The sequence below is a fragment of the Chitinimonas sp. JJ19 genome (assembly GCF_036961565.1).
In the GTDB taxonomy this organism is placed as follows: Bacteria; Pseudomonadota; Gammaproteobacteria; order Burkholderiales; family Chitinimonadaceae; genus Chitinimonas.
In genome coordinates this window covers 310,575-332,757 of record NZ_JBAMDD010000004.1, presented here as the reverse complement: position 1 = coordinate 332,757, position 22,183 = coordinate 310,575, and the positions used below count along the sequence as shown (strand labels likewise).

The 22,183-nt window shown below is 58.4% G+C and carries 15 protein-coding genes; all 15 read left to right on the top strand.

Translation table 11 applies throughout. From position 1 onward, the window contains the following. The first annotated feature begins 199 nt into the window (after positions 1–199). The 15 genes from V7714_RS07560 to V7714_RS07490 all read left to right on the top strand — a co-directional run bounded on the left by V7714_RS07560 (position 200) and on the right by V7714_RS07490 (position 21,792). Entirely contained in the window at positions 200–748 is a 549-nt protein-coding gene (locus V7714_RS07560) for a hypothetical protein (RefSeq protein ID WP_335709167.1), read from the top strand. Between the two features lie 262 nt (positions 749–1,010). Next, positions 1,011–1,280 (top strand): hypothetical protein, encoded by a 270-nt coding sequence (locus tag V7714_RS07555; RefSeq protein ID WP_335709166.1) that lies wholly within the window; start codon positions 1,011–1,013, stop codon positions 1,278–1,280. Between the two features lie 48 nt (positions 1,281–1,328). Continuing rightward, positions 1,329–3,665, top strand: coding sequence for a cohesin domain-containing protein (locus V7714_RS07550; protein ID WP_335709165.1), 2,337 nt, complete (start codon positions 1,329–1,331; stop codon positions 3,663–3,665). A gap of 8 nt (positions 3,666–3,673) precedes the next feature. Beyond that, complete coding sequence (locus V7714_RS07545) at positions 3,674–4,159, top strand: type II secretion system protein (RefSeq protein WP_335709164.1); 486 nt, start codon at positions 3,674–3,676, stop codon at positions 4,157–4,159. A gap of 2 nt (positions 4,160–4,161) precedes the next feature. After that, positions 4,162–4,530, top strand: a complete 369-nt coding sequence (locus V7714_RS07540; RefSeq protein WP_335709163.1) for a type II secretion system protein — start codon at positions 4,162–4,164, stop codon at positions 4,528–4,530. Between the two features lie 4 nt (positions 4,531–4,534). Further along, entirely contained in the window at positions 4,535–4,996 is a 462-nt protein-coding gene (locus V7714_RS07535; RefSeq protein ID WP_335709162.1) for a type II secretion system protein, read from the top strand. Between the two features lie 51 nt (positions 4,997–5,047). After that, the gene (gspG, locus tag V7714_RS07530; protein WP_290332794.1) at positions 5,048–5,470 is read left to right on the top strand and encodes a type II secretion system major pseudopilin GspG; all 423 of its coding nucleotides are present in this window, start codon (positions 5,048–5,050) and stop codon (positions 5,468–5,470) included. A 16-nt stretch (positions 5,471–5,486) separates the two neighbouring features. Further along, positions 5,487–6,665, top strand: coding sequence for a type II secretion system F family protein (locus V7714_RS07525; protein ID WP_335709161.1), 1,179 nt, complete (start codon positions 5,487–5,489; stop codon positions 6,663–6,665). Positions 6,666–6,680: 15 nt separating this feature from the next. Next, positions 6,681–8,333, top strand: a complete 1,653-nt coding sequence (locus V7714_RS07520) for a GspE/PulE family protein (RefSeq protein ID WP_335709160.1) — start codon at positions 6,681–6,683, stop codon at positions 8,331–8,333. Continuing rightward, a complete protein-coding gene (locus tag V7714_RS07515; protein WP_335709159.1) occupies positions 8,314–9,075 on the top strand; it encodes a hypothetical protein in 762 nt (253 codons plus the stop codon). The genes V7714_RS07520 and V7714_RS07515 overlap by 20 nt, the downstream gene beginning before the upstream one ends. A gap of 3 nt (positions 9,076–9,078) precedes the next feature. Continuing rightward, positions 9,079–9,582, top strand: a complete 504-nt coding sequence (locus V7714_RS07510) for a PilN domain-containing protein (protein ID WP_335709158.1) — start codon at positions 9,079–9,081, stop codon at positions 9,580–9,582. A gap of 199 nt (positions 9,583–9,781) precedes the next feature. Then, positions 9,782–19,543 (top strand): Ig-like domain-containing protein, encoded by a 9,762-nt coding sequence (locus V7714_RS07505; RefSeq protein ID WP_335709157.1) that lies wholly within the window; start codon positions 9,782–9,784, stop codon positions 19,541–19,543. A gap of 5 nt (positions 19,544–19,548) precedes the next feature. Continuing rightward, positions 19,549–20,283, top strand: coding sequence for a hypothetical protein (locus V7714_RS07500; protein ID WP_335709156.1), 735 nt, complete (start codon positions 19,549–19,551; stop codon positions 20,281–20,283). Between the two features lie 396 nt (positions 20,284–20,679). After that, positions 20,680–21,189 (top strand): hypothetical protein, encoded by a 510-nt coding sequence (locus V7714_RS07495; RefSeq protein WP_335709155.1) that lies wholly within the window; start codon positions 20,680–20,682, stop codon positions 21,187–21,189. A 3-nt stretch (positions 21,190–21,192) separates the two neighbouring features. Beyond that, a complete protein-coding gene (locus V7714_RS07490; RefSeq protein WP_335709154.1) occupies positions 21,193–21,792 on the top strand; it encodes a DUF416 family protein in 600 nt (199 codons plus the stop codon). Positions 21,793–22,183 lie beyond the last annotated feature (391 nt).

The following is a 22,183-nucleotide window of genomic DNA, read 5'->3' as shown; positions in this document are numbered from 1 at the left end:
AGAGCAGCAAAATGAGCAGGGTCATCCGGTTGCATGAGGCCGGTCTCTCAAGTTTCAGCTGGTCCGTAAATCCCCGGGCATGTCACATTGGTTACGTTGGAATTTGACCTCTCTGTCTTGTAAAACTCCTTATTTTATAGACACTTAGAGTTTCTTCTGTATATAATCCCGCCCTTTGTTCTCCCTCCGGACCATCGGCTTGACCCCGTCCAACCTCCCTGCACAGTGGCTTTTTTACCTGCGCCGCCAGCTACGTCTGCAGCCTTGGCCTACTGCCGCCTTGCTGCTGGCATTGGTCGGACTGGGGTGTGCTGCCGCGTTCTATGCTCGCAGCGGCCACATGCTGGACAAGGTCGAGCACGAGCGTCGCGCGCTGAGTACCGCCCCCAAGGCAGCGCCTGTGGTCGCCTTGTCTGGTCATTCGGTGCCGGTTTTCCCGGTATTCAACAGTGCGCAATTGATGGGCGATCTGCAGCAGGCCGCCGATGCGGCCAAGCTACCGTTGGATGAGGTGACCTTTACCTTGGACGACAAAGGCAAGCTACCTTATTTGCGTTATCGCGCCAGCCTGTCGGTGTCGGCGGATTACCCCGCAATACGGCGGTTTGTGGAGGGTCTGCGCATCGGCATGGCTAATGTGACGCTGGATGGTATCCATTGCAGCAGAGAGGATATCGGCGTGGCGGAGCTGAGCTGCGATGTCTCGCTATCGGCATTTTACCGTCAGGTTCGCCGTGATCAAGGCTGAGCAAAAACGCTGGGCGCTTTGGTTGACATTGCTTGCAGGGACCGTGGTTGCCATGGTTTACCCGGTAGACGATGTTGCCGTGGCGGAAGTGGCGACACCGGCGTCGACGGTAGAAGTCGTCGCGGCACCTGTGAGCCGCCAGCCGACCACGCGGCAACCACGCACGCCGGGGGCTCCGCTCGGCCAAACCAGCCAAGTCGCGATGCCAGCCATGGTAGCCAACCCATTTGCGCCCCGTAATTGGCAAGCACCCCCGTTACCGATGGCGGCTCCCGCGCCCGTCGTGGTGGCGCCGGCTTTGCCGGTAGAGCCGGCGGGGCCGCCTCCCTTGCCGTTCAAATTCATGGGCCGCTTGCATGATGGCGGTGAGCAAGTGGTGTATCTGAGCCAGGGCGAGCAAACCCTGATTGCCCGCGTCGGGGAAACCCTGGGGGCGACGTATAAGGTGCTGGGCCTGGATGCCCAGCGTATCGAATTTGAATACTTGCCGACGGGCGACAAGCAGCAGCTTGCCCTGCCTGCATCGGAATAATCGATTGCCATGCTGTTATCTGATTTATTGAACGCTGTACGTATTGCTATGCCCACGGCTACGCAATGGAACCCAGCACCGGCCGCTGCTGCCGGTGTGTTGCTGCTGCTGGGCGGTTGCGCGGCGGACTACCATCATCGCTCTGGGCTGGAGGCGATGGACAAGGGGCAGTACGACGAGGCGGTGATAGAGCTGGGCAAGGCCGCCGAACTGGACCCCGAGGATGTGATCTATCGCAAGGACTGGCTGCGTAACCGCGAAGTGGCCACGCGCCGCTTGCTGGCGCAGGCCGAAGTGGCGACAGCAGAGGGGCGCCTGGGCGATGCGGCCCAGCACTATCGGCTGATCTTGAAGTATGAACGAGACCATGCCCGTGCCAAGGCTGGGCTGGAGAGCTTGCTGCGGCTCAAGCAAGCCGATGAGCAAGCACTGCAGGCGCGCGAGGCGCTCAAGAAAGGTGACAGCAGCCAGGCGGCACAATTGCTGAGCCGGGCGCTGGAGAATCACCCAGGCCATGTTGAGGCGTTGGCTTTGAAGCGCGAGCTGGATGCGGCACAGGCCAAGGATCTGATCACCTCTCCCAGCTTGAGCAACCTGTACAAGAAGCCCATCAATCTGGAGTTTCGCGATGCCAGCCTGAAAATGGTGTTTGAGGCCTTGTCCCGCACGACAGGGATCAATTTCATTTTTGACCGAGAAGTCAAAAGTGACCAGCGCACCACGGTGTTCCTCAAGCAGACCACGCTGGAGGACGCCATTGATGTGATCCTGACCACCAACCAGTTGGACAAGAAGATATTAAACAGCACTAGCGTGCTGGTCTATCCCAATACCTCGGCCAAGACCAAGGAGTACCAGGACCTGGTGGTGCGGGCGTTCTATCTGTCTACCGCCGAGGCCAAGCAGACCGCAGGTTTGCTGAAGTCCATGCTCAAGATCAAGGAAGTGTTTGTGGACGACAAGCTCAACATGCTGATGTTGCGCGAAACGCCCGATACCATTGCACTGGCCGAGAAGCTGATTGCCCTGCATGACCTGGATGAGCCGGAGGTGATGCTGGAGGTCGAGGTGCTGGAGGTCAACCGCACGCGCATGCTGGAACTGGGCATAGACCTGCCCAAGTCGCTGACGGTGAGGCCCTTTGCCAATAGCGGCAACTCGACCGGCGATGGCTCCGAATCGTCGCCCATACTCTACAAGTTGAGCGAGCTGAAAAACCTGAACTCCAGCAATCTGGGCGTGACCTTGCCCAGCGTGACGGCCCGTTTTGAAAAGAACGATGGCGATGCCAATCTGCTGGCCAATCCCCGCATCCGGGTCAAGGATAGGGAAAAGGCCAAGATCATGATCGGCTCCAAGGTACCTGTGGTGACGACGACAGCCAGCTCAGATGGTTTCATATCCGAAAATGTCCAGTATCTGGATGTGGGGCTGAAGCTGGAAGTCGAGCCGGATGTGCATATGCGTGACGAGATCGGCATCAAGGTCGGCCTGGAAGTCAGCAATGTCGTGAATTCGATCAAGACAGCGCGTGGGGCGTTGGCCTACGAGATAGGCACGCGTACCGCCAATAGCGTGCTGCGCCTGAAGGATGGTGAAACCCAGGTGCTGGCAGGGCTGATACGTGATGAAGATCGATCGTCGGCCAGCCGTATCCCGCTGCTGGGGGATGTACCGCTGCTGGGGCGATTGTTCTCGTCGCAGTCTGATAGCGGTAACAAGACCGAAATTATTCTCTCGATTACGCCTAGGCTGATACGCAATGCCCAGCGTAAGGAGCCCGCGGCAGAGTCGTTCTGGTCGGGCACGGAGGCCAATCTGCGGCTGAAGCCCTTGCAACTGCGCAGTCTGGAGACCGCCCCGACGAATGCTGTGCCCGCCAAGCCTGCCGACGAAGTGAAACAGACGACTGTAGCCCCGGCCGCACCCGCTGCACCGGCGAGCGCGGAACCCACACCGGCGGTTGTGCCGGGCGTCAAGATGCAATGGAAAGGCCCCGCCGCGGCCAAGGTGGGTGAGACGATAACGCTGGTTCTACACCTGGATAGCGCTGAGGCCCTACGTGCGGCGCCGCTGCAACTGGCTTACGACAAGACGCTGTTTGAAGTGCTGTCGGTCAAGGAGGGCGAATACTTCAGCAAAGCTGGGAAATCCAATTTCAGCCAGTTGATCGACAAGGCTAGCGGTCGCGTATCCGTCGGCACCGCCAGCGCGGAAGCCGCGGGTGCCAAGGGCGAGGGCGCGCTATTGATGGTGTTGCTCAAGCCTTTGCAGGCCGTGCAGGAGGCCGAGATCAGTGTCATCGGCATGACTCCCATCGCCAGCGGGGGCAATGTGGGTCGTCCTGCCTTGCCCTTGGTACATCGACTGAGCATTGCGCCCTGAGCATGGCTATGCTGCGTCGACGCGCGCGCCAGACGGGTTTCAGCTTTATTGAGCTGCTCGCTTCGCTGGCCATATTGGCCTTGATGGCTGCCGTGGCCATGCCGCTGGCCGAAAAAACCGTACAGCGCAGCAAAGAGCATGAACTCCGGCGGTCCCTGCGTGATATACGCCAGGCCATCGATGCCTACAAGGCGGCGGCAACAGCAGGGCGTATCGAGGTGGGCCTAGATGGATCGGGTTATCCACCGACCTTGCTGGATCTCGTCAATGGTGTGGATGACAAGAAGAACCCCGATGGCGCCAAGCTCTATTTCCTGCGCCGTCTGCCGCGAGATCCCTTCTTTACGGATGACGAGGCATCGAACGAGGCTAGCTGGGGCTTGCGTAGTTTTGAATCACCCCCCGATGCACCGCGCAGTGGAGATGATGTTTTCGATGTGTACTCGCTATCAGAAAAAAAGGGCTTGAATGGCGTGCCCTACAAGGAGTGGTGAGCATGCGTAAACAAGGCTTCACCATAATCGAGCTATTGGTTGCGATGGCCATTATCGCCACCTTGCTGTCATTAGCCGCGCCCAAGTACTTCAACAATCTGGAGCGGACCAAGGAAGCGGTACTGCGAGAGAACCTGTACCTGATGCGAGATGCCATAGATAAGTACTACACCGACAAGGGTACTTATCCCAAGGAGCTGAATGACCTGGTGAAGGAGCGCTACCTGCGGGCTATCCCCATCGACCCGTTCACCGAGAGTGCGGCTGGCTGGAAGTCAGTAGCACCGGAGGATACGACCTTGGGGGGCGTTTACGATGTACGTAGCACAGCGCCCAATAGCAAGAGCGGCACCAAGTATTCCGAGTGGTAGCACCATGCGTCAGCAGCGTGGATACAGCTATCTGATTGCCTTGTTTGCCGTGGCAGTACTGTTGGTGGTCAGCCTGCGGGCGCTGGAGCACAGCAAGACGGCAGGCAGGCGGGAGCGCGAGGCAGAGCTGTTGTTTGCCGGCCTGGCCTACCAGCAGGCGATCAAGGATTACTACCAGTTCTCGCCCGGGACCAGCAAGCAGTACCCGCCGGACTTGCAGGCCTTACTGCTGGATAATCGCGCAACCCGTACCCGCCGGCCGCTGCGTCGGCTATATCGTGACCCCATGACGGGGAGTGCCGATTGGGGGCTGGTCAAGACGCCGGATGGCCTGGTGAAGGGCGTGTATTCGCTATCGACGGAGCAACCGATCAAGACTGGCGGCTTTCCTGACGCCTTGCAGGCCCTGGAGGGCGCCAAGCGCTATCAGGACTGGAAGTTTGTGTTTGAACCTACCCCGGGCTGAGCATGACGCAGTCCGATGAATTACCCTTACCTCTGGAGAGGAAGAAGCACCATGAGTAAGTCGCAATATCGCCAGCAGGGCTTTACCTTGCTGGAGTTGCTGGTTGTACTGCTGATCATCGGCTTGTTGGCCGGTTTTGTTGGCCCCAAGTATTTTGGCCAGATTGGCCGCTCTGAGCAGCAACTGGTCAAGGCCCAGATCGATGCCTTTGACAAGGCGTTGGATCAGTACCGCGTGGATACCGGTAACTACCCGACCACGGCGGAGGGCTTGGCCGCGTTGTTTGCCAAACCGGCAGATGCTGCCAAATGGCGTGGCCCTTACCTGAAGAAGGCGGTGCCGGTTGACCCCTGGGGCAAGGCCTATGTCTACAACTCGCCCGGTTCCAATGACCGTGAGTTCGAGATCATCTCGTACGGCAAGGATGGGGTAGCGGGTGGCACCGATGACAATGCCGATGTGACCAGCTACTGAGCCAGGACCCGCTGCGATGCGTTTTCGGGCCAAGGTGTTGAATGCCAGCATGGCGGTGGTGGTGCGTGAGCTGGATGCCACCAACGAAGAAGAGGCACGCCGATTCATTGAATCGAGCGGTGAGCGCCTGCTGGTATTGAATACGATCAGCGCCGGCATGACTCGACGGCCCAGTGCCTTCAATATGACGGTGTTCAACCAGCAATTGCACTCCTTGCTGGAGGCTGGGCAGCCTATTGTCGATGCCATCGAGATACTGGGGCGCAACGATAGGGCAGGGCGCCACCGCGCCATTTACGACACGCTGTTGCAAGGTTTGCAGCAAGGCAAGCAGCTTTCCGAAGCCATGGCCAGCTTGCCGTCGGTTTTTCCACCGCTGTACGTGGCCATGGTGCGTGCCAGCGAGACGACTGGCACAGTCAGGGCGTCAATACGACGTTTCATGCACTACCAGAAGCAGTTGGACGAGATACGCGGCAAGTTGCTCTCAGCAGCCATTTACCCCGGCATCCTGGTGAGCGTGGGTTTTCTGGTGATCGCGTTTCTGATGCTGTATGTGGTGCCGCGCTTCAGCGCGGTATTTGACGATGTGGCCGCCAGGAAGAATGCGACCGCCGGATTCGTGCAGGTATGGGGCAGCTTTGTGCGGGAGCACACGGCGCTGGCCTGGCTGGGCGTGTTGGGCCTGTTTGTCGCGTTAGTGGTGTTGGTCGTCCACCCCGGTTTGCGAGGCTGGCTGGGCCGCAGGATGTTGTCCACCCCTTGGCTGGGCGAGAAGGTGTGGATACTGCAGTTGGCGCGGCTCTATCGTACCTTGGGCATGTTGCTGCGTAGCGGGGTGAGCGTGCTCTCCGCCATGAAGATGACAGAGGCCTCCTTACCCCTCGCCATGCAAGGCGACTTACGTATTGCTGCCCAGGGTGTCAGCGAAGGCAAGTCGATTTCACTGGTTATGCTGGAGAACAAACTAAGTACTGAAGTGGCGCATAGATTGCTGCTGGCTGGTGAGTCGTCCGGCAATTTGGATGAAATGATGGAGCGCATTGCCGACTTCTACGATCAGGAAGTCGCCGGCTGGATAGACATGGCAGGCAGACTGGTCGAGCCTATCCTGATGGTGGGTATCGGCCTTGTCATCGGCGCCATCGTCATGATGCTCTACACCCCGATATTTGATCTGGCAAATGCACTGTAACCGACGGCCTATGTGATGTTGACGCTACAAGAACTGAACCTGGCCCAGCAGTCTGCCGGCATGACGACAGACTGGCTCAGCCTGTTGGCCGAACAGCGCGATTTGCCGCGCGCCGATCTGCTGCTTGTAGCAGCAGAACTGGCGGGCTATCCGGCTTTGGCTGTGCAGGCCGATTGGCCTGTGGCGCCGGATTTCGAACTGGTGCCCTACACCGACATGGTGGAGCGTTTGCTGGTGGTCGGTAGAGACCAGCATGGGCAGCTCTGTGCCGTATTGGGGCGACCGCTCGATAGTAAGATTGGTGCCTGGCTGGCGAATCTGGGGCTGCCCTTGCACGAGATTTATCTAGCTGACCCACATGCCTTACGTGGTGAGCTGGAGAAGCACGAATCGGCCTTCAGTGCGGTAGCCGAAGCAGTCGGACTCGATCAATCCATCGAGTTGGCACGTGACGACAGCGCGGACCTGACACTGACCTCTATCCAGGGCGAGGCCAGTCCTGCGGTCAGGTTGATCAATTCCACCGTTTTTGATGCGCTGCGTTTTGAGGCCAGCGATATCCACCTGGAGTCTGTGCCGCAGGGGCTAGTGATCAAGTTCCGTATTGATGGCGTATTGAACCGTATTGCAACGGTCAATAACACTGCCCTCGCAGAACAGGCGATTGCCCGTATCAAAGTCTTGGCAGAGTTGGATATTGCAGAGAAGCGCATCCCACAGGATGGCCGCTTCCGTGTGGCGGCCAAGGGCCGCGACATTGATATCCGCGTTTCCATCATGCCCAGTATCCATGGCGAGGATGCCGTACTGCGTATCCTGGACAAGCAGGCCCTGATCGACCAAGTGCAGCGCCTGACTCTTGATTCGCTTGGCTTCGATGGGGAAACCATACGCCTGCTGCGCCGTCTTGCATCAGAGCCCTACGGCATGATGCTGGTCACCGGCCCCACCGGTAGCGGCAAGACCACCACACTGTATGCCGCGATGACCGAGATCAACCATGGCGAGGACAAGTTCATCACCATTGAAGACCCGGTGGAGTATCAGCTACCCGGTGTGCTGCAGATACCGGTGAATGAAAAGAAGGGCCTGACCTTTGCCGTCGGCCTGCGCTCGATCCTGCGACATGACCCGGACAAGATACTGGTGGGCGAGATACGCGACCCGGAAACCGCACAGATTGCCGTGCAATCCGCCCTGACGGGGCATTTGGTGTTTACCTCCGTCCACGCCAACAACACCTTTGATGTCATTGGCCGCTTCATGCACATGGGGGTCGATCCCTACAACTTTGTCTCCTCCCTCACAGGGGTGATTGCCCAGCGCTTGGTACGACAGAACTGCCCGAACTGCACCGAGGATGTGGTGTTGGACGAGCTGTTCTTGTCGGACTCGGGCATCCGTGATCCTGAAACCTACCGCTTCAGGGCAGGGAAGGGCTGTACGGTTTGTCGTGGTACCGGGTACAAGGGCCGGCGTGCGGTGGCGGAAGTACTGCGGCTGACAGATGAGATACGTGAAATGATCATAGGCCGTGCATCCATCCGTGCCTTGAAGGAACAGGCGCGCAAGGAAGGCACCCGATTCCTGCGTGATGTTGCGCTGGAACTGGTGCGTGATGGCCATACCACTTTGCAGGAGGTTAATCGTGTCACCTTTGTGGCCTGATCGCTTGCATGTAGGCTTATTCCCCGGGCATTGCTGGCTGCAGCAAGGCAAGGCCATCACGGAAACGTCTATCGCCTGCCCGCAGCCGGATGACTACCTGCTTGCCTTGGATGCCTTGCTGGATAAGCCATCAAAGGCACTACACCCTGGCAGTCGTTTGGCATTGACTGTATCAGACAGTCTCGCTGCCAGCATCGCCTTGCCTTGGCAGGCAGAGTTGACCGAAACGGCAGAGCTCGAAGCTTATGCGCGCATCTGCTTTGAAAATGCGGGTATCGAAGTGGGGGCGGATTGGGCCTTGGCGACCTATTTCCGGCGTTATGGCGCCCAAGGCCTGGCTTATGCCTTGCCGGCTGCGTGGTTGGAGCAGGTATTAGCCAGCCTGCAACGTCGCAACCTACGGCTACAGGGCGTGTTGCCAGCGTCAGCGGCGGCCTATTCGCTGCATGCCTTCCCGGCCAAGCAGGCCCTGTCGTTATTGTTATTGCGTGAGCCGACACGCATCACGGCCCTGGTCTATGCCCAGGGCAAGCTGCAAGCCCGTGATGTCGAACCGGTGACGCGGAGCGAGCAAGAGGCGGGCAACCGCCTGCTGCGGCGTTTGAGCGTTCAGCACGGCGAGTTTGCGCGGGTGGATACCTGGTCGCCATTCGGCCCAGAGGCCGATGCCCCCGCTCGGTATATTGCAGCTAGTTGGCCGACGGCCGAGGTACGAACCTTTGCCAGAACGGCTTGGTGTTGAATCATGAAATCGACTTCTGGATACCTTGAGCCACGCAGCCGTTATGGCGCCCAGCTAGGGCTATTGGCCTGTGCCCTGCTGATTGGGGCGGGGATACTGGGATGGCAAGCCCAGGCGCAACGACAGGCAGCAGACAAGCTGGCGCTGCGTAACCAGACGCTGCGTGCTGCACAAACCGTCGCGCCTACCCAGGTATCGCGGCCAGCCGCAGCAGAAGCCAAGCACTGGGAGGCATTGCGGGTTGAGCGCGAGTTCCCATGGCCTGACTTACTGGTGGCAATAGAGCGTGCAGCCAAGGCCGATGTGGAGCTGTTGGAATTCCAGCCAGACAAGCAAAACCGCCGTGTAGTACTGAGCGGCGAAGCACGCGACCGCAAAGCGCTGGCCAGCTACCTGGAGGCCTTGTCAGCCCAACCCGCGCTGCATCATGTACACCTGACGCATCAGCAGTCGCTGCTGCGCGATCGGCTGGAGACGGTGGAGTTCGAGATCAAGGCGGGGTTGTAGGGAGGAAGAAAGTAGCCCGTACCTATCTAGGCCGATATTCCCCGAAACCCGCCCCCCGCCTCATTCCTGCTGCTTTGCAGCAAATCTATCAATAACAATGACTTGCCACCGCTCACCCGCCTCGGGTAGAGTGCCGCCCTTTCGCCGCGCCGCAATATAAAATCGGCCGGCTCTACCTACCAAAAATAAGGGAGAACGTATGTCTTACGCATACGTTAAGGGCCTGCGCGCGCTGCGTGTAGGGCTGGCTATTGCTTCAGCTACTGTACTCGCGATCACCAGCACCGCCTGGGCCGACGTCACCGTCACGCTAAGCAGCCTCACCGGTAACAGCCTCACCGCGCCCGCCGATATCTTCCTGACCGCTAAACCGGGTGGCAGCTCCACCATCAAGCAGGTGGACTTCTACGTCAACGGCGCCACGAACCCCAGTACCGACGATGTCGCCCCCTACGAACTTAATTTCTCCGGCGTCGGAGCTGGCACCTACAGTGCCTACGTCATTGCGCGCGGCCATGATGGCAGCACTAAAACCTCCAGCCAGGTCACGGTGACGGTCAATCCCAACAGAAACCCTGTCGTTAGTCTGAGTACGAACGACATCCACTTCAAGCATCCGACCACCACCCTGCGCCTCACTGCCACCGCCAGCGACCCGGACAGCGACGACAACATCAAATCCCTCACTTTCTGGCAGATCGACACCACCGACAAAACCACCAGCCTGGGCAGTGGCACCAAAAACGGCAATACCTACACCCGCGACGTTAACCTCGCTGGTCAGCCGATGGGCAACTACCGCTACTATGTAGAGGTCAGCGACGAAAACGGCGGCAAAGCCACGACAGCCCCCACCTGGACGCTGCTACAGAACCTGAAGCCCAGCGTTGACACCGTCACCGTCAGCCCCAGCACCCCCACCGTAACGCCCGGTAAATCCGCCACACTGACCATCAACGGCACCGCCCAAGACATAGACGGCCGGATTGAGCGAATAGAGCTGCTCGTCGCCAAGGATGGCGCCGGCTACGGCAGCGCACCGGCCCACACGGTTTACGGCACAGGCAGTACCAGCCTCGGCTTCAGCTACGCCTACTCAGCCAGCGCGGGCAGCTACCGCTTCAAACTGCGCGCGAGGGATAACCAGGGCGAGACCACGGAATCCAGCGAAGTCACCGCCACGGTGACTCAAGGGACCCAAGCCCTCGTCAAGATCATCGCCCCCACAGGCCGCTTCGACTACCCCGGCAGCATCATCGTCGGCGCCGATGCCGACGGCGGCACGGCTGGCACTATCAGCCGAGTCGACTTCCTACTCGACACCGGCAAACCAGTCAGCGACTACAGCAGCCCCTACAGTGTCGACTTCAGCGATATCGCCGCCGGTACGCACACCATCACCGCTAAGGCTTATGTTGGCCAAACCTTGGTTGACGATGACGTTACTACGTTCATCATCAATAGCGTGAAGCCAGGCATCAGCCTGACCACCCCCCTGCATGGCGAAACCTACGCCCCCGGCAGCACCGTCGTGCTCAAGGCCAACGCCAACGGCGGCGGCCTGCCCATCCAGCGGGTCGAGTTCTACCAGGGCAGTACCCTACTCGGGAGCGACACCAGCGACCCCTATGAATACAACTGGGTCAACTTCCCCGCCGGCACCCACCAGATCAGCGCCAAGGTCATCGTCGCGGGCGCCAGCGAACAGTCGAGTGCCATCACCGTACGGGGCGCCGTGCCGGACAGTGTCACACTCACCGCCCCCACCAGTGGCTTGAGCATTAGCAAGCTACCGTACCAACTGCAACTGACCGCCAAAACCACGGGCAGCGGCATCGGCTCCGTCGTCTTTCGCGCCAAACCCACCAGCGGCAACGAACTGACCCTCGCCACCGTTAACGGCAGCGGCCCAGACTTTAGCAAGCCGGTTGAGTTCAACCTGCCCAGCCTGGAGGTCTACCAGATTTATGCGGTCTCCATGAGCGGTGCCAATGGCACAGGCAGTGTCGTGAAAACCAGCACGGAGAGCACCTTCCGCGTCGTCAACGCAGCGCCCACCATCAGCACTTATCAGGTCAGTCCCAACCCTGCCGTCATCGGCAGTGACGGCACCGCCAAGGTCACCATCAAAGCCATTGCCCAAGACGACAACGGCTATGTGGCGCGGCTCGAATTCTGGATGGACCGTGGCGACGGCTATAAGCTTGATCGGGAAATCCTGGATGGTAAAAACTTTAACCCGATAGGCTGGGATCACGATGTGGACTTGCCGGCTGGCACCTATCGTGTTCAGGTCAAAGCCATCGACAACCATGGCATCGAAACGAAGACAGCGGAAACCACCGTCACCGTCGGCAACAGCATTATCGAAGGCGAAGTGACCGGACTGCAGCTGCAGGGCGGCAGAGTCCTGCTGCGCGGCTGGGCCTGTGAACAAGGCAATCCCAACCCCATCAGCATCCGCGCCCACAAGCAGAGCGCCGACAGCCCCGCCATCGGCACCGTGGTCGCCAACCTCAGCAGCCCCGAGCGCAGCAGTGTCTGCCGCACCAGCGGCGTAGGCCACGGCTTCGAGCTCGATATCACCGACGCCAACAACAGTGGCAAAGCCCCCTTGCTGGTGTACGGCCTGCCCAGCGCCAGTGGCAGCCCCAAGGCGCTGACGTGTGCCGGCAGCCACTGCTACCTGCCCGGCACCCTCAATATTGGTTTTACCACCCCAGAAGACAACGCCCGCATCAGCGCCGGCAACCTCGGCGCCGACCTGTTCCTGCGCGCCCGTATCACCGGCAAGGACGCCGGCACCGTCATCGACAAGGTTGAGTTCAGCGTCGATGGTCAGATCCTCGATGGCCTGCTCGACACCGAAGCCGACACCTATGTCGCCCGCAAGACCGGCGCCCTGGCCCGGCCCGAGCCCTACCAGCTGACCGCCACCGTCCGTATCAAAGACCAAGGTCTGCCCATCCACGCCGCCCCGCGCAAAGTGTATGTGGATGCAGGCGGCAGCAACGTCAACATCAGCGTGGTCAACCCCCTCTCGGGCAGCCAATATACCCAGGGCACGACGATCTCGCTGCAAGCCAAGCTCGGCTCGGGTGCCGCTTCCATAGGGAAGGTGAACTTCTTCGGCGGCAGTGCTGGCACCACCCTGCTGGGCACGACCACCAGCCTGTCGAACAGTGTTGACGGCTCGCGCATCGCTACCCTGAACTGGACCAGCGCCCCCCTGGGCAGCCACCAGATTGTTGCCAAGGCCTACATTGGCATGGCCGGCACGACCGTGGTGGGCACCTCGAGCACGCCAGGACCGGCCATCACGGTGGTGTCGCGGGGCGGCGCATTGGAGCTGTCGGACAATATTGCAGCAGGTGTGGGTGACGCCGTGGCAGGGCTGGTGGCCTTGCCGGATGCGGGCAGCCTGCCGGGTGAGCTGGGGGTGAGCAATGGGGCGGCGACGTATAGCCTGCCGATTGCGGTGCCGCCGGGGACGGCGGGGATGGCGCCGAGTATCAGCCTTGGTTACAACAGCAATAGCGGGAATGGCATCGCTGGGATGGGCTGGAGCTTGAATGGTCTTTCCAAGATTCAGCGCTGCGGTAAAACCATCGTACAGGATGGCCGTACCGATACCGTCCGCTTTACCCAGGCAGACCGCCTGTGCCTGGATGGTCAGCGCCTTGTGCTGGTCAATCTGCCGCTGAGCGACACCAACTACTGGGCAGACAATGCCGAGTACCGTACCGAGATGGAGAGTTTCACGCGCATCAAACGTACGGGGGGCGGTTTCACGGTTGAGTCCAAATCTGGCCAGACCCAATATTACGGTGACAGCGACAACAGCCGCCTCAAGAGCACCGTCAATACCGACAACAACCTGGTTCATGGTTGGGCTTTGCGCCGCAACCAGGATCGCGATGGCAATGCCATTGACTACGACTACCTGGACAATACGGGTAGCGGCGTCGGCAAGACTGGCGAGCACCAGCCCGCCAGTATTCGCTGGGGCGCCAATACGGCCGCCAATCAGGCACACTACGGCAAGATCGAATTCGACTATGGCACGGCTGACAGGCCGGATGCCGAGGTGGCCTATCTGATGGGTAGCCGGATCGACCGCCGCAAGCGGTTGGAAAAGATTCGCACCTATACCGACACCGATGCTAATGGCAATAACGGCACGGCCGTACTGAGCTATAGCCTGGGCTACGAATTGAGCCCGACCAGCGGCCGCAGCATGCTGCAGTCGGTGACGGCATGTGAAGGTGGGGTAGGGGGTAAGTGTCTGCCCAAGACTACCTTCGAGTGGGCCAAGCCCGATCCGGCGGCTAAGCAGGAATTCGTGAGTCTGGGCATCTGGAAGGGACCTAACCTCGAAGCCGGCGGCGATCGCCTGTATGGCAATACGCCAGTGGAGTACTACGCCAGCGGCGACTTTAACGGCGATGGCAAGTTTGATCTGATTGATCGCTTCGTACTGAACGGCAACACCCAGAAGCTGTTTATTTCGACGGGCAGTGCATTCGCGGCCAGCCAACCCTTCAATGGGCTGGGTAGCAACCTGGCAATCAAGGAAACCGGCGACTTTGATGGTGATGGCCAGACCGATCTACTGGTGGGTACACAAATGCCCGGCAATTTTGAGGTCACGAACTGGCGTATTTGTTACTCCCGCATGCGCGAACGTCAGGGTACGGGCAGTAATCCGTTCGATTGCGTGGCTGCCAATTTCCCTGCAGGGCAGACGGCAGGCTATCGCATCATCAAGGATTTGGATGCAGATGGCCGTGATGACCTCTATCTCTCTGTCGGTAGTGGTATGAGTGGTCCAAGCTCACTCGGTAGGCAGGACATGTGCCTCTCTACTGGGACCGGCTTTAACTGTATTGACATTGCCTTGGCCCCCGAGAGAAGGCTACGTCTACCGACGACTCTTGGCCCGGCGGCAGGCCATGCCAACGCTGATTTCGATGGCGATGGACGTGGTGATGATCTCTTCCTCAACAAGTGCCGCAGTACCGGTGAAACACCGTCTGAACTAGGATCCTGGGAGTGTGCGTTCTCGCAGGCGATTACGCCGACCGTTAGTTCAGAACTGGGTTTCCGTTGGCAAGAAGGTCAGTGGTTCAGCTTCCCGACTGTTGCCGAGACAGCCAGCACGTCGACGCTGACTCCGATAGAGGGCGCGTCACTCAGTGGCGACCTCAATGGGGACGGCTATAGCGACATGGTACTTGGGGTTCACAAGTTTCATTCCGCGGCAAGTCCAGGTAGCTGGAAAGCATCCTATGGCTGCTACTCCAAGGGTAATGGCGATGGTGACTGCCTACAACTTGCTGATTCTGGTTATCGCTATCGCCTGGACAACGGTGAGTTGGCGTCCCTCGACTTTCTCGTCAGGGCAGTGGCAGATTTGGACAATGATGGTCAGGTGGATGTGCTGCGTGGTGGTGCCTTTGGCGAGACGATAGACCCACAAGGCAATCAACACGCAGGTGGGTACGTGCTGTGCCGTTTGGGTACGGCCATGCAAAATGTACGGTGTGCGCCTTGGGGTTGGCAATACACGATCCACGCACCCGGAAGTGTCTCGACGGATTTTAACGTCGAGCGCATGGTGCATGGCGGTGACTTCAATGGTGATGGCCAGCAGGACTATACGGTTTACCGCCGCAACGACAATTGGGAAATCTATACGCCTGTTCGCCAAGCCAAACCTGGCCAAGCCCTGGACAAGCTCGTCAGCGTCGTGAATGGCTTTGGCCTTATCGATCGGATCGAGTATGCCTCCACGAGCGATAACAGCGTCTACATGGCTAATCCATCGGCACTGGACAGCAGTGTCAACGATACCCTGGTTTACCCTCTACGGCGGCTGCCGGGTGGCAGTGAATCCGTTGTGTCGCGCCATAGCCAGGGCAATGGCAGAGCGGCCGACAAGGTAACCAGCTACCGCTATGCGGGAGCAGCGGTGCATTTGCAGGGCAAAGGCCGGCAGGGATACCGCGTAGTGGAGGCCATGGTTCAGGCAACGGGCACGCGTATGCTAACGGTTAGCCGTCAGGATGGCGTTGCTTGGCAAATCAACGGCCAGACCGAACGCGCCCGTGTTATTGCCGCAAATGGCAGCGTCCTGAACGACACCGTTGCTGATGCCAAGGTGCACGCCAATACCTTCCCCAATGGTGCTTCGACCTGGTTCGTCCATAGCAGCCGCCAACTGACCGAAAAGCGCGACCTGGACGGCAGCTCCATCGGCACCGAGCTTGAGTGCACCGACTACGGCCTGACACCCGGTGTGACCACCTGGGGCAACGTCAAACGCACCCTCAAACTGACAGCCGCCACCAAGACGGCGGTGGATATCGCGTGTGCCCAAGCCGACAGCACCAGCGGGGTATGGAAAACCAAGACCGATAGCAGCTACAAGGCCGCCACGGCCAACGACGCCCCCTGGCTGCAAAGCCTGGTGGAGACCGTCACCGTCAACCAAACCAGCCCCACTGCCACCGCACAGCCGCGCAAGGTTCAGTACGACTACCACGCCAACGGCCTGCTCAAGAGCGAGACCATCGAACCTGACGACACCAGCTACAAGCTGGTGACCACCTTTGATCGCCGTAGCAACAAGTACGGCCTGGTCGAACTTAAGCAACAAAGCTGGCGCAACCCCGCCACCGGCCTGAACGAAACCCGCACCGTCGAAGACATCAGCTACGACGCCAAGGGCCGTTTCCCCCAGACCGTCAAGAACGCCCTCGGCCATACCGAGATCCGCAGCCACGACCCCCGCAATGGCGTACAGACCCGCCTCACCGGCCCCAACGGCCTCACCACCAGCTGGGTGGTTGACGCCTTCGGTCGCAAACAGAAAGAAATCACCCTGGTCGGCACCGCCGGCGAGACCGAAACCCGCCTTTACCAAAAGCAATGCGGCAACGGCCTCTGCCCCAGCGGCAGCGATATCGTCAGTTTCAGTGACCGCCTCAAGGCCGGCCAGCGTATCGCCGTCCCCACGCTCGTCTACAGCGATCATGCCGGCCATACCCAGCGCAGCCTCAGCTGGAGCTATGACGGCCAGCTCGCCGCCAATGACCAACGCTACGACAGCCGCGGCCGCCTCGACGAAAGCTACCAAGCCCGCTTCGTCGGCAGCAGCCTCAGCCAGGCCAGCACCGTCGCCATCGGCGTCGGCGCCGTCCGTGCCGCCAAGCAGCACTACGACGACCTCGACCGCGTCACCCAGATCGACACCCAGGACGAAAAAGGCAACAGCGTCCACAACCGTACCGTCTACCAAGGCCTGGTCACCACCCAGATCAACGCCTTGACGCGAGAAAAGCGAGACACCCGCAACCCCCTGGGCCAACTGATCGAGACCCGCGACGCCAAGCAAGGTATCACCCTGTTCGCTCGCGACGCCTGGGGCAACCTCACCCAGACCACCGACCCCACCGGCAACCTCATCGGCATCGACTACGACCGACTGGGCCGCAAGACCGCACTGCGCGACCCCGACCTCGGCCGTATCGAATACAAGACCGACCCCCTGGGCCAAGTCTGGCAACAGATCAGCCCCAAGCAACGGCTCGCCGCCGCCGGCAAGCCCGTGGACGAACAGTGGAAGTACTACACCAACTACCGCTTCGACCCGCTCGGCCGCCAGATCGCCCGACTCGAACCTGACCTCGTCAGCCACTGGCGCTACGACAGCGCCACCATGGGCATCGGCCAACTGCACCAAAGCTACACCTGCCAGGGCGGCAGCGACCTCAGCGCCAACTGCCCACGTGAATACGTCCGCACGCACAGCTACGACAGCCTCGGCCGTCCTGGTGCCGTCACCACCCAACTGTTCAACGGCAACAACGGCAGCTTCATCAGCACCCCCAGCTACGACAACTGGGGCCGGCTTGCCCAGGAACAGCACCAGCACGGCAACACCAGCAACACCTTTGAGCACCGCTACAACGCCTACGGCTACCTCAAGCAGATCGGTCGCAACAACAGCACCGTCCTGTGGAAAGCCCAACAGCAGGATGCCGCCAACCGCGTCATCCAAGCCCTGCTCGGCAACGGCCTCCAGCTCAACCGCCGCTACAACGACTACACCGGCCGACTGGACACCGGCAGCCTCCAGGCCGGCGCGGTCACGCGCCTGCAGGAAAGCTACAACTACGACCTGCTCGGCAACGTCAGCCAGCGCAGCCAGTACTGGGACGGCAGCGAAGGCTTCAGCGAAGTCTTTGACTATGACGAACTGAACCGCCTCAAACTCAGCCAAGTTGCCGGCCAAGCCCAGCAGGTCTTCCACTACGACAGCATCGGCAACCTCACCAGCAAGACTGGCGTCGGCACGGGCAGCTACAACTACCCCGTCCCCGGCCCCAACGCCGTCCGGCCGCATGCCGTTCAAAGCATCGGCAGCTACGGCACCTTCTATTACGACGACAACGGCAACCTTAAGAGCGTCACCAAGGTAAACGGCCAGAACAACCAGCTCCTCGAGTGGACCAGCTTTGACATGCCTGCCAGTCTGAGCAAAGGCAGCAACAAGAGCACCTTTGTCTACGGCCCCGACCACCAGCGCACCAAGCAGGTCAAGGACGGCGCCGATACCGGCACCACCTGGTACGCCGGCGCCATGGAACTGGAAACTGCCAATGGCGACACCCTGCAGTACAAACGGCTCAAGACCTACTGGCCCCTGGGCCTGGGGGTGGAAGTCAACACCTTTGGCAACCCGGCCGAGCAGAGCTGGACGCACAGCGACCGGCTGGGCAGCCTGGTGGCCATCACCGGCGCCGACGGCAGTTTGAAGGACAAGCTCGCCTACGACGCCTGGGGCAAGCGCCGCAACCTGAACGGCAGCGGCACACCGGACGAGCTGGGCGACGGCAAGGTCATCGACCGGGGCTTTACCGGCCACGAAATGCTGGATGAGCTGGACCTAGTACACATGAACGGGCGTATCTACGACCCGCTGGTGGCGCGTTTCCTGTCGGCGGACCCGTTGATCCAGGACCCGGAGCATAGCCAGAGCTACAACCGCTATACGTATGTGTGGAATAATCCGACGAATATGACGGATCCGACGGGGTTTGCGGGCTGCACAGCGGGAGATGCGCAGCGCGAAGGAACGGACTGTAAACCGACAGAAAAGCCGGGAAAGTCGAATGCCGTGAAAGAGGCAGCAAGGACAATCGCGGCTGGTGGTACTGTCTATATACAAAAGGAGGACGGAAGTTGGATAGCCGTCACTGCGGGTAAGAATGGTGCTATAGAGGCAAAACCCTCTGAGGCGCCAACATCGCGGGAGAAGTCTAATGAGCCGAAGACGGGTCAGCCAAACAGTGGGACGAGCAGCGCTCCGACAGAAAGTCGAACTTGGGGTAGCTACCTTCCGGGCACCACTATAGGCGAGGATTCTGCCCAGTGGTATGCAGATAGATTCATTGGGACTGATAATCCCTTTGTTTATGTACCTGCTGCAGTCGGGGGTGGTTTTGCGTCTCTGTGGACGCCTGATACGGCTACGGAGACGACATTTAACCTGGCTACTGGTGGGCTCGTTTCTGTTGGTAAAGCTGCTGTTGGGTATGCAGGGGCCAAGATTATTGGCACTGCTCAAAGCACTGGAACGCTTGGACATGCGACAGTTTCGAAGACTCTTGCCTATATGTATGCACTCAATCCAAATGTTTCTCGCGTCACATTAGACTTGGGCTATAAGCGCCTTCTGGAAGGAGTGCAGGCTGCGCTTTCGAAATATGGCCCACGACCAGATGTGGGAGTGAGATTTAAGGATGGCATCGTGAAGGTTGTCGAGGTCGCGTCGAAGACTGACAACCCGTCGAAGCTGATCTTGCGAAATGAGCAAAAAATGCTTCGTGACAACATTCAAGGTACCGTACAGGTCAACAACTGGGCGGTTTGGATAAACAAGTTTTTTGGAGGTTGATAGTCGTGTTTTTCCGAAAGCAGAAGCATTTCTTTAATATTACGAAGTTGTATTTTACCGCTGACTTGACTGCGCATATTGACCCTGAGTGGCTTGTGGGGAATTTATTTGAACGTTGCATTGGGAGGCCTGTTGAGTACTCGATAAATTGTGGGGGTGATAAGAAAATCTCTTCTTTGCCGAGCGCACTCAAGCGAGTTTCACTTGCTGATTTTGAGGCTTTTGACTGCTCGGACGAAAGTGGAAGAGTAGTTCTTTCTATAGGGCGGGCTGGCAAGGCTTTTGATGAACCTGACTCAAATTTTCTATTTGAGTGCTTTGTTATATCTAAACCGAGTTCTTCGTTTGAGGTGGAGATTGATATTTTTGCAATCTTTTCAAGCGCTTTTGAATTGCATTATGGCTATGCTGGTCGCTTGCCTGATGATTTCAGTCCTGCGTCAGAGACAAGAATTAAGATGGGGTTATTCGGGTCTGGCGTTAAAGTTGGGAGCGTTGAGGACTCATGGTTGCATCATCCAAAAGGTGTAATTTCTGGCAGTATAAAAGGTGTTTATCCCGTAAATTATTGGAAAAATCCTGTTGCCTCCAGGTTGGCGGATATGGGTTTCAAGTTGAGCGAAGAGGGGCTTGGTCAGGGTGGTATTGTTTGCTTTGATTTAAATCAGCTTAAGAGGATTGCAAAAGATAATCCTGCCTACGATAGATTTATACACGATGATTGGTGCCTGCCAGCGTGAACGCGGTAAGGCGGCTAGCCGACACCGGCCGATTCCGCGCCGGCTGGTTGCTGCTCGCTATCAATCGATCTCCGGGTTAGGTCTCAATACTGTTCCGTTAGATCGATTTCAGTGGTTGCTGCTGTGGAAGAATCAACTTGGGCTCAACCATGACGAAAACCGTGAATACTTGATCCTTCAGTAGCCGGAAAACTGCGTTGGGGGGTCTCGCTCTTTAAACTGAATATGGCGGTATGCGTGATGCGCTGGAAGCCGCACTGCGTCTAGGGTCTGGCCGTTTGGGTACGACAGGACGTGGTGGGGTCACCAGTTCAGCCAAACAGGGGAGTAGTAGGCCGAGTTATTAAGGCGCTGCCATCGTCTGTGCAGGAGGGGATATCAGCGGTTCAGGAGTTCGTGACCAGCCTTCCTGTTGTTGGGGAGATGGTTGATGACCTGACTGATGGTCCAAGTAGCACCATCGCTGCACAGGGCTGCGTTGAGTGCGGTAATGGTGGTGGTGGGAACAGTGTCATATCGGGTGCGCGTTTGCCTGTGACTGCTGGTGTGCCGGCAACTCCTCCGGTAACCGCGGCAGAACGAGCACAAGTAATTCACCAAGCTGTTCCCGCTGCAACCCAGAGAAGAACTACTATCGCCGTTACCGAAACGGCAGAAGGTATACGCATTGTTAGTTCAAGCGAGAAGAGGTTGAGGCCTGCTCAAAGAGCGTTGCTGAAAACTAATGAAATAGAAGGCAAGGGGGCGGGGCATGCAGAGGTTACAGGGATAAATACGGCTAGAGATTTGAAACTAAATCCAACCGGAACGGCTGCAAGTCGACCTATTTGCACTGGATGTCAGCAAACATTAAAGCAAGAGCGCGTAGATGCTTTGAGTCCTGTTAAAGTAAAAAAGGAACCATGAGGAATGATGAATTTCGATTTGGAGGAATTACATGCTGAGCTGGAGGTGCTACCACATCGGTTGCGTGCTGTTTTCCTTGCTTGGATGTGTGAAAGAATGTTGCCTAGCTACATCTTCTTCTCAAAAAAGCATGGCCTGGACCAAGCCATCTTACGCGGTGCTTTAGATCGGGCATGGGAGTGGCTTGCCACACCATCTGATGATATTGACTTCTCGATCCTTGCAAGGCGATGTGAAGATTTGGCACCTGAAACAGAGGATTATGAGGATCCTTTGGTTTCTGCTGCACTCGATGCGGCAGTTGCAATAGGCGCATTGTTGCGATACTTGAAGAGATTTGACGAGGAGCATTTGTCTATTGGATTAACTCTGATCAGGGATTCTATCGATATGCATGTCCAGGAGCTGGAAGGGATGGATTCTTTGGGTTCTGATCTGGAGGATAAGATCGCTTCTCATCCACTGATGCAAGAAGAGTTGAAGGTGGAAAAGGAAGATATCTCCTATTTGAATAGAATCCGTGGTGATGATGTAAATGTCATTGAGATAAAAGGCAGGTGGTATAATCTAGAAGTAGGTTGCCTTGGCGATCTCAATTCGTAGGTACCCCGACCGCTCGTCCGCAACAGATTGAGTAGCTATCGCTCCCCCGCTTGGCGCGGTACTCATAGTAGCCCCTCTTAGTGACGCACCAGGCTAGCAAGACGCACCGAGTAGTCTATGCTGAGTCTACCCCTACGAAGCCGGGCACAGGCCCGGCTGTATGCCCTCCGACCACCCTCTGGCCCCGTCAGAGGTGTCAATTAGTTAGCTGGGGATGTTCAGGAAGTTGGCAGGGATTGGCCTATAGGGGACTCCAGAAACCTATTCTTTGCAAATCCGGCGCACAAGGAATCAATTAGTTACAGCGCACGAACGGCTAAAAACGGAGGTTTCTGGAAGTCTCCTATAGTCTAGGATGTAGACGATAGGCGTTTCAGTACAGATTTCGCTG

Coding starts and splice junctions, on each gene's coding strand:
- V7714_RS07555 (WP_335709166.1), top strand. CDS start 1,011: ATGGCGGCTCCCGCGCCCGTCGTGGTGGCGCCGGCTTTGCCGGTAGAG.
- V7714_RS07550 (WP_335709165.1), top strand. CDS start 1,329: ATGCCCACGGCTACGCAATGGAACCCAGCACCGGCCGCTGCTGCCGGT.
- V7714_RS07545 (WP_335709164.1), top strand. CDS start 3,674: ATGCTGCGTCGACGCGCGCGCCAGACGGGTTTCAGCTTTATTGAGCTG.
- V7714_RS07540 (WP_335709163.1), top strand. CDS start 4,162: ATGCGTAAACAAGGCTTCACCATAATCGAGCTATTGGTTGCGATGGCC.
- V7714_RS07535 (WP_335709162.1), top strand. CDS start 4,535: ATGCGTCAGCAGCGTGGATACAGCTATCTGATTGCCTTGTTTGCCGTG.
- gspG (WP_290332794.1), top strand. CDS start 5,048: ATGAGTAAGTCGCAATATCGCCAGCAGGGCTTTACCTTGCTGGAGTTG.
- V7714_RS07525 (WP_335709161.1), top strand. CDS start 5,487: ATGCGTTTTCGGGCCAAGGTGTTGAATGCCAGCATGGCGGTGGTGGTG.
- V7714_RS07520 (WP_335709160.1), top strand. CDS start 6,681: ATGTTGACGCTACAAGAACTGAACCTGGCCCAGCAGTCTGCCGGCATG.
- V7714_RS07510 (WP_335709158.1), top strand. CDS start 9,079: ATGAAATCGACTTCTGGATACCTTGAGCCACGCAGCCGTTATGGCGCC.
- V7714_RS07505 (WP_335709157.1), top strand. CDS start 9,782: ATGTCTTACGCATACGTTAAGGGCCTGCGCGCGCTGCGTGTAGGGCTG.
- V7714_RS07490 (WP_335709154.1), top strand. CDS start 21,193: ATGATGAATTTCGATTTGGAGGAATTACATGCTGAGCTGGAGGTGCTA.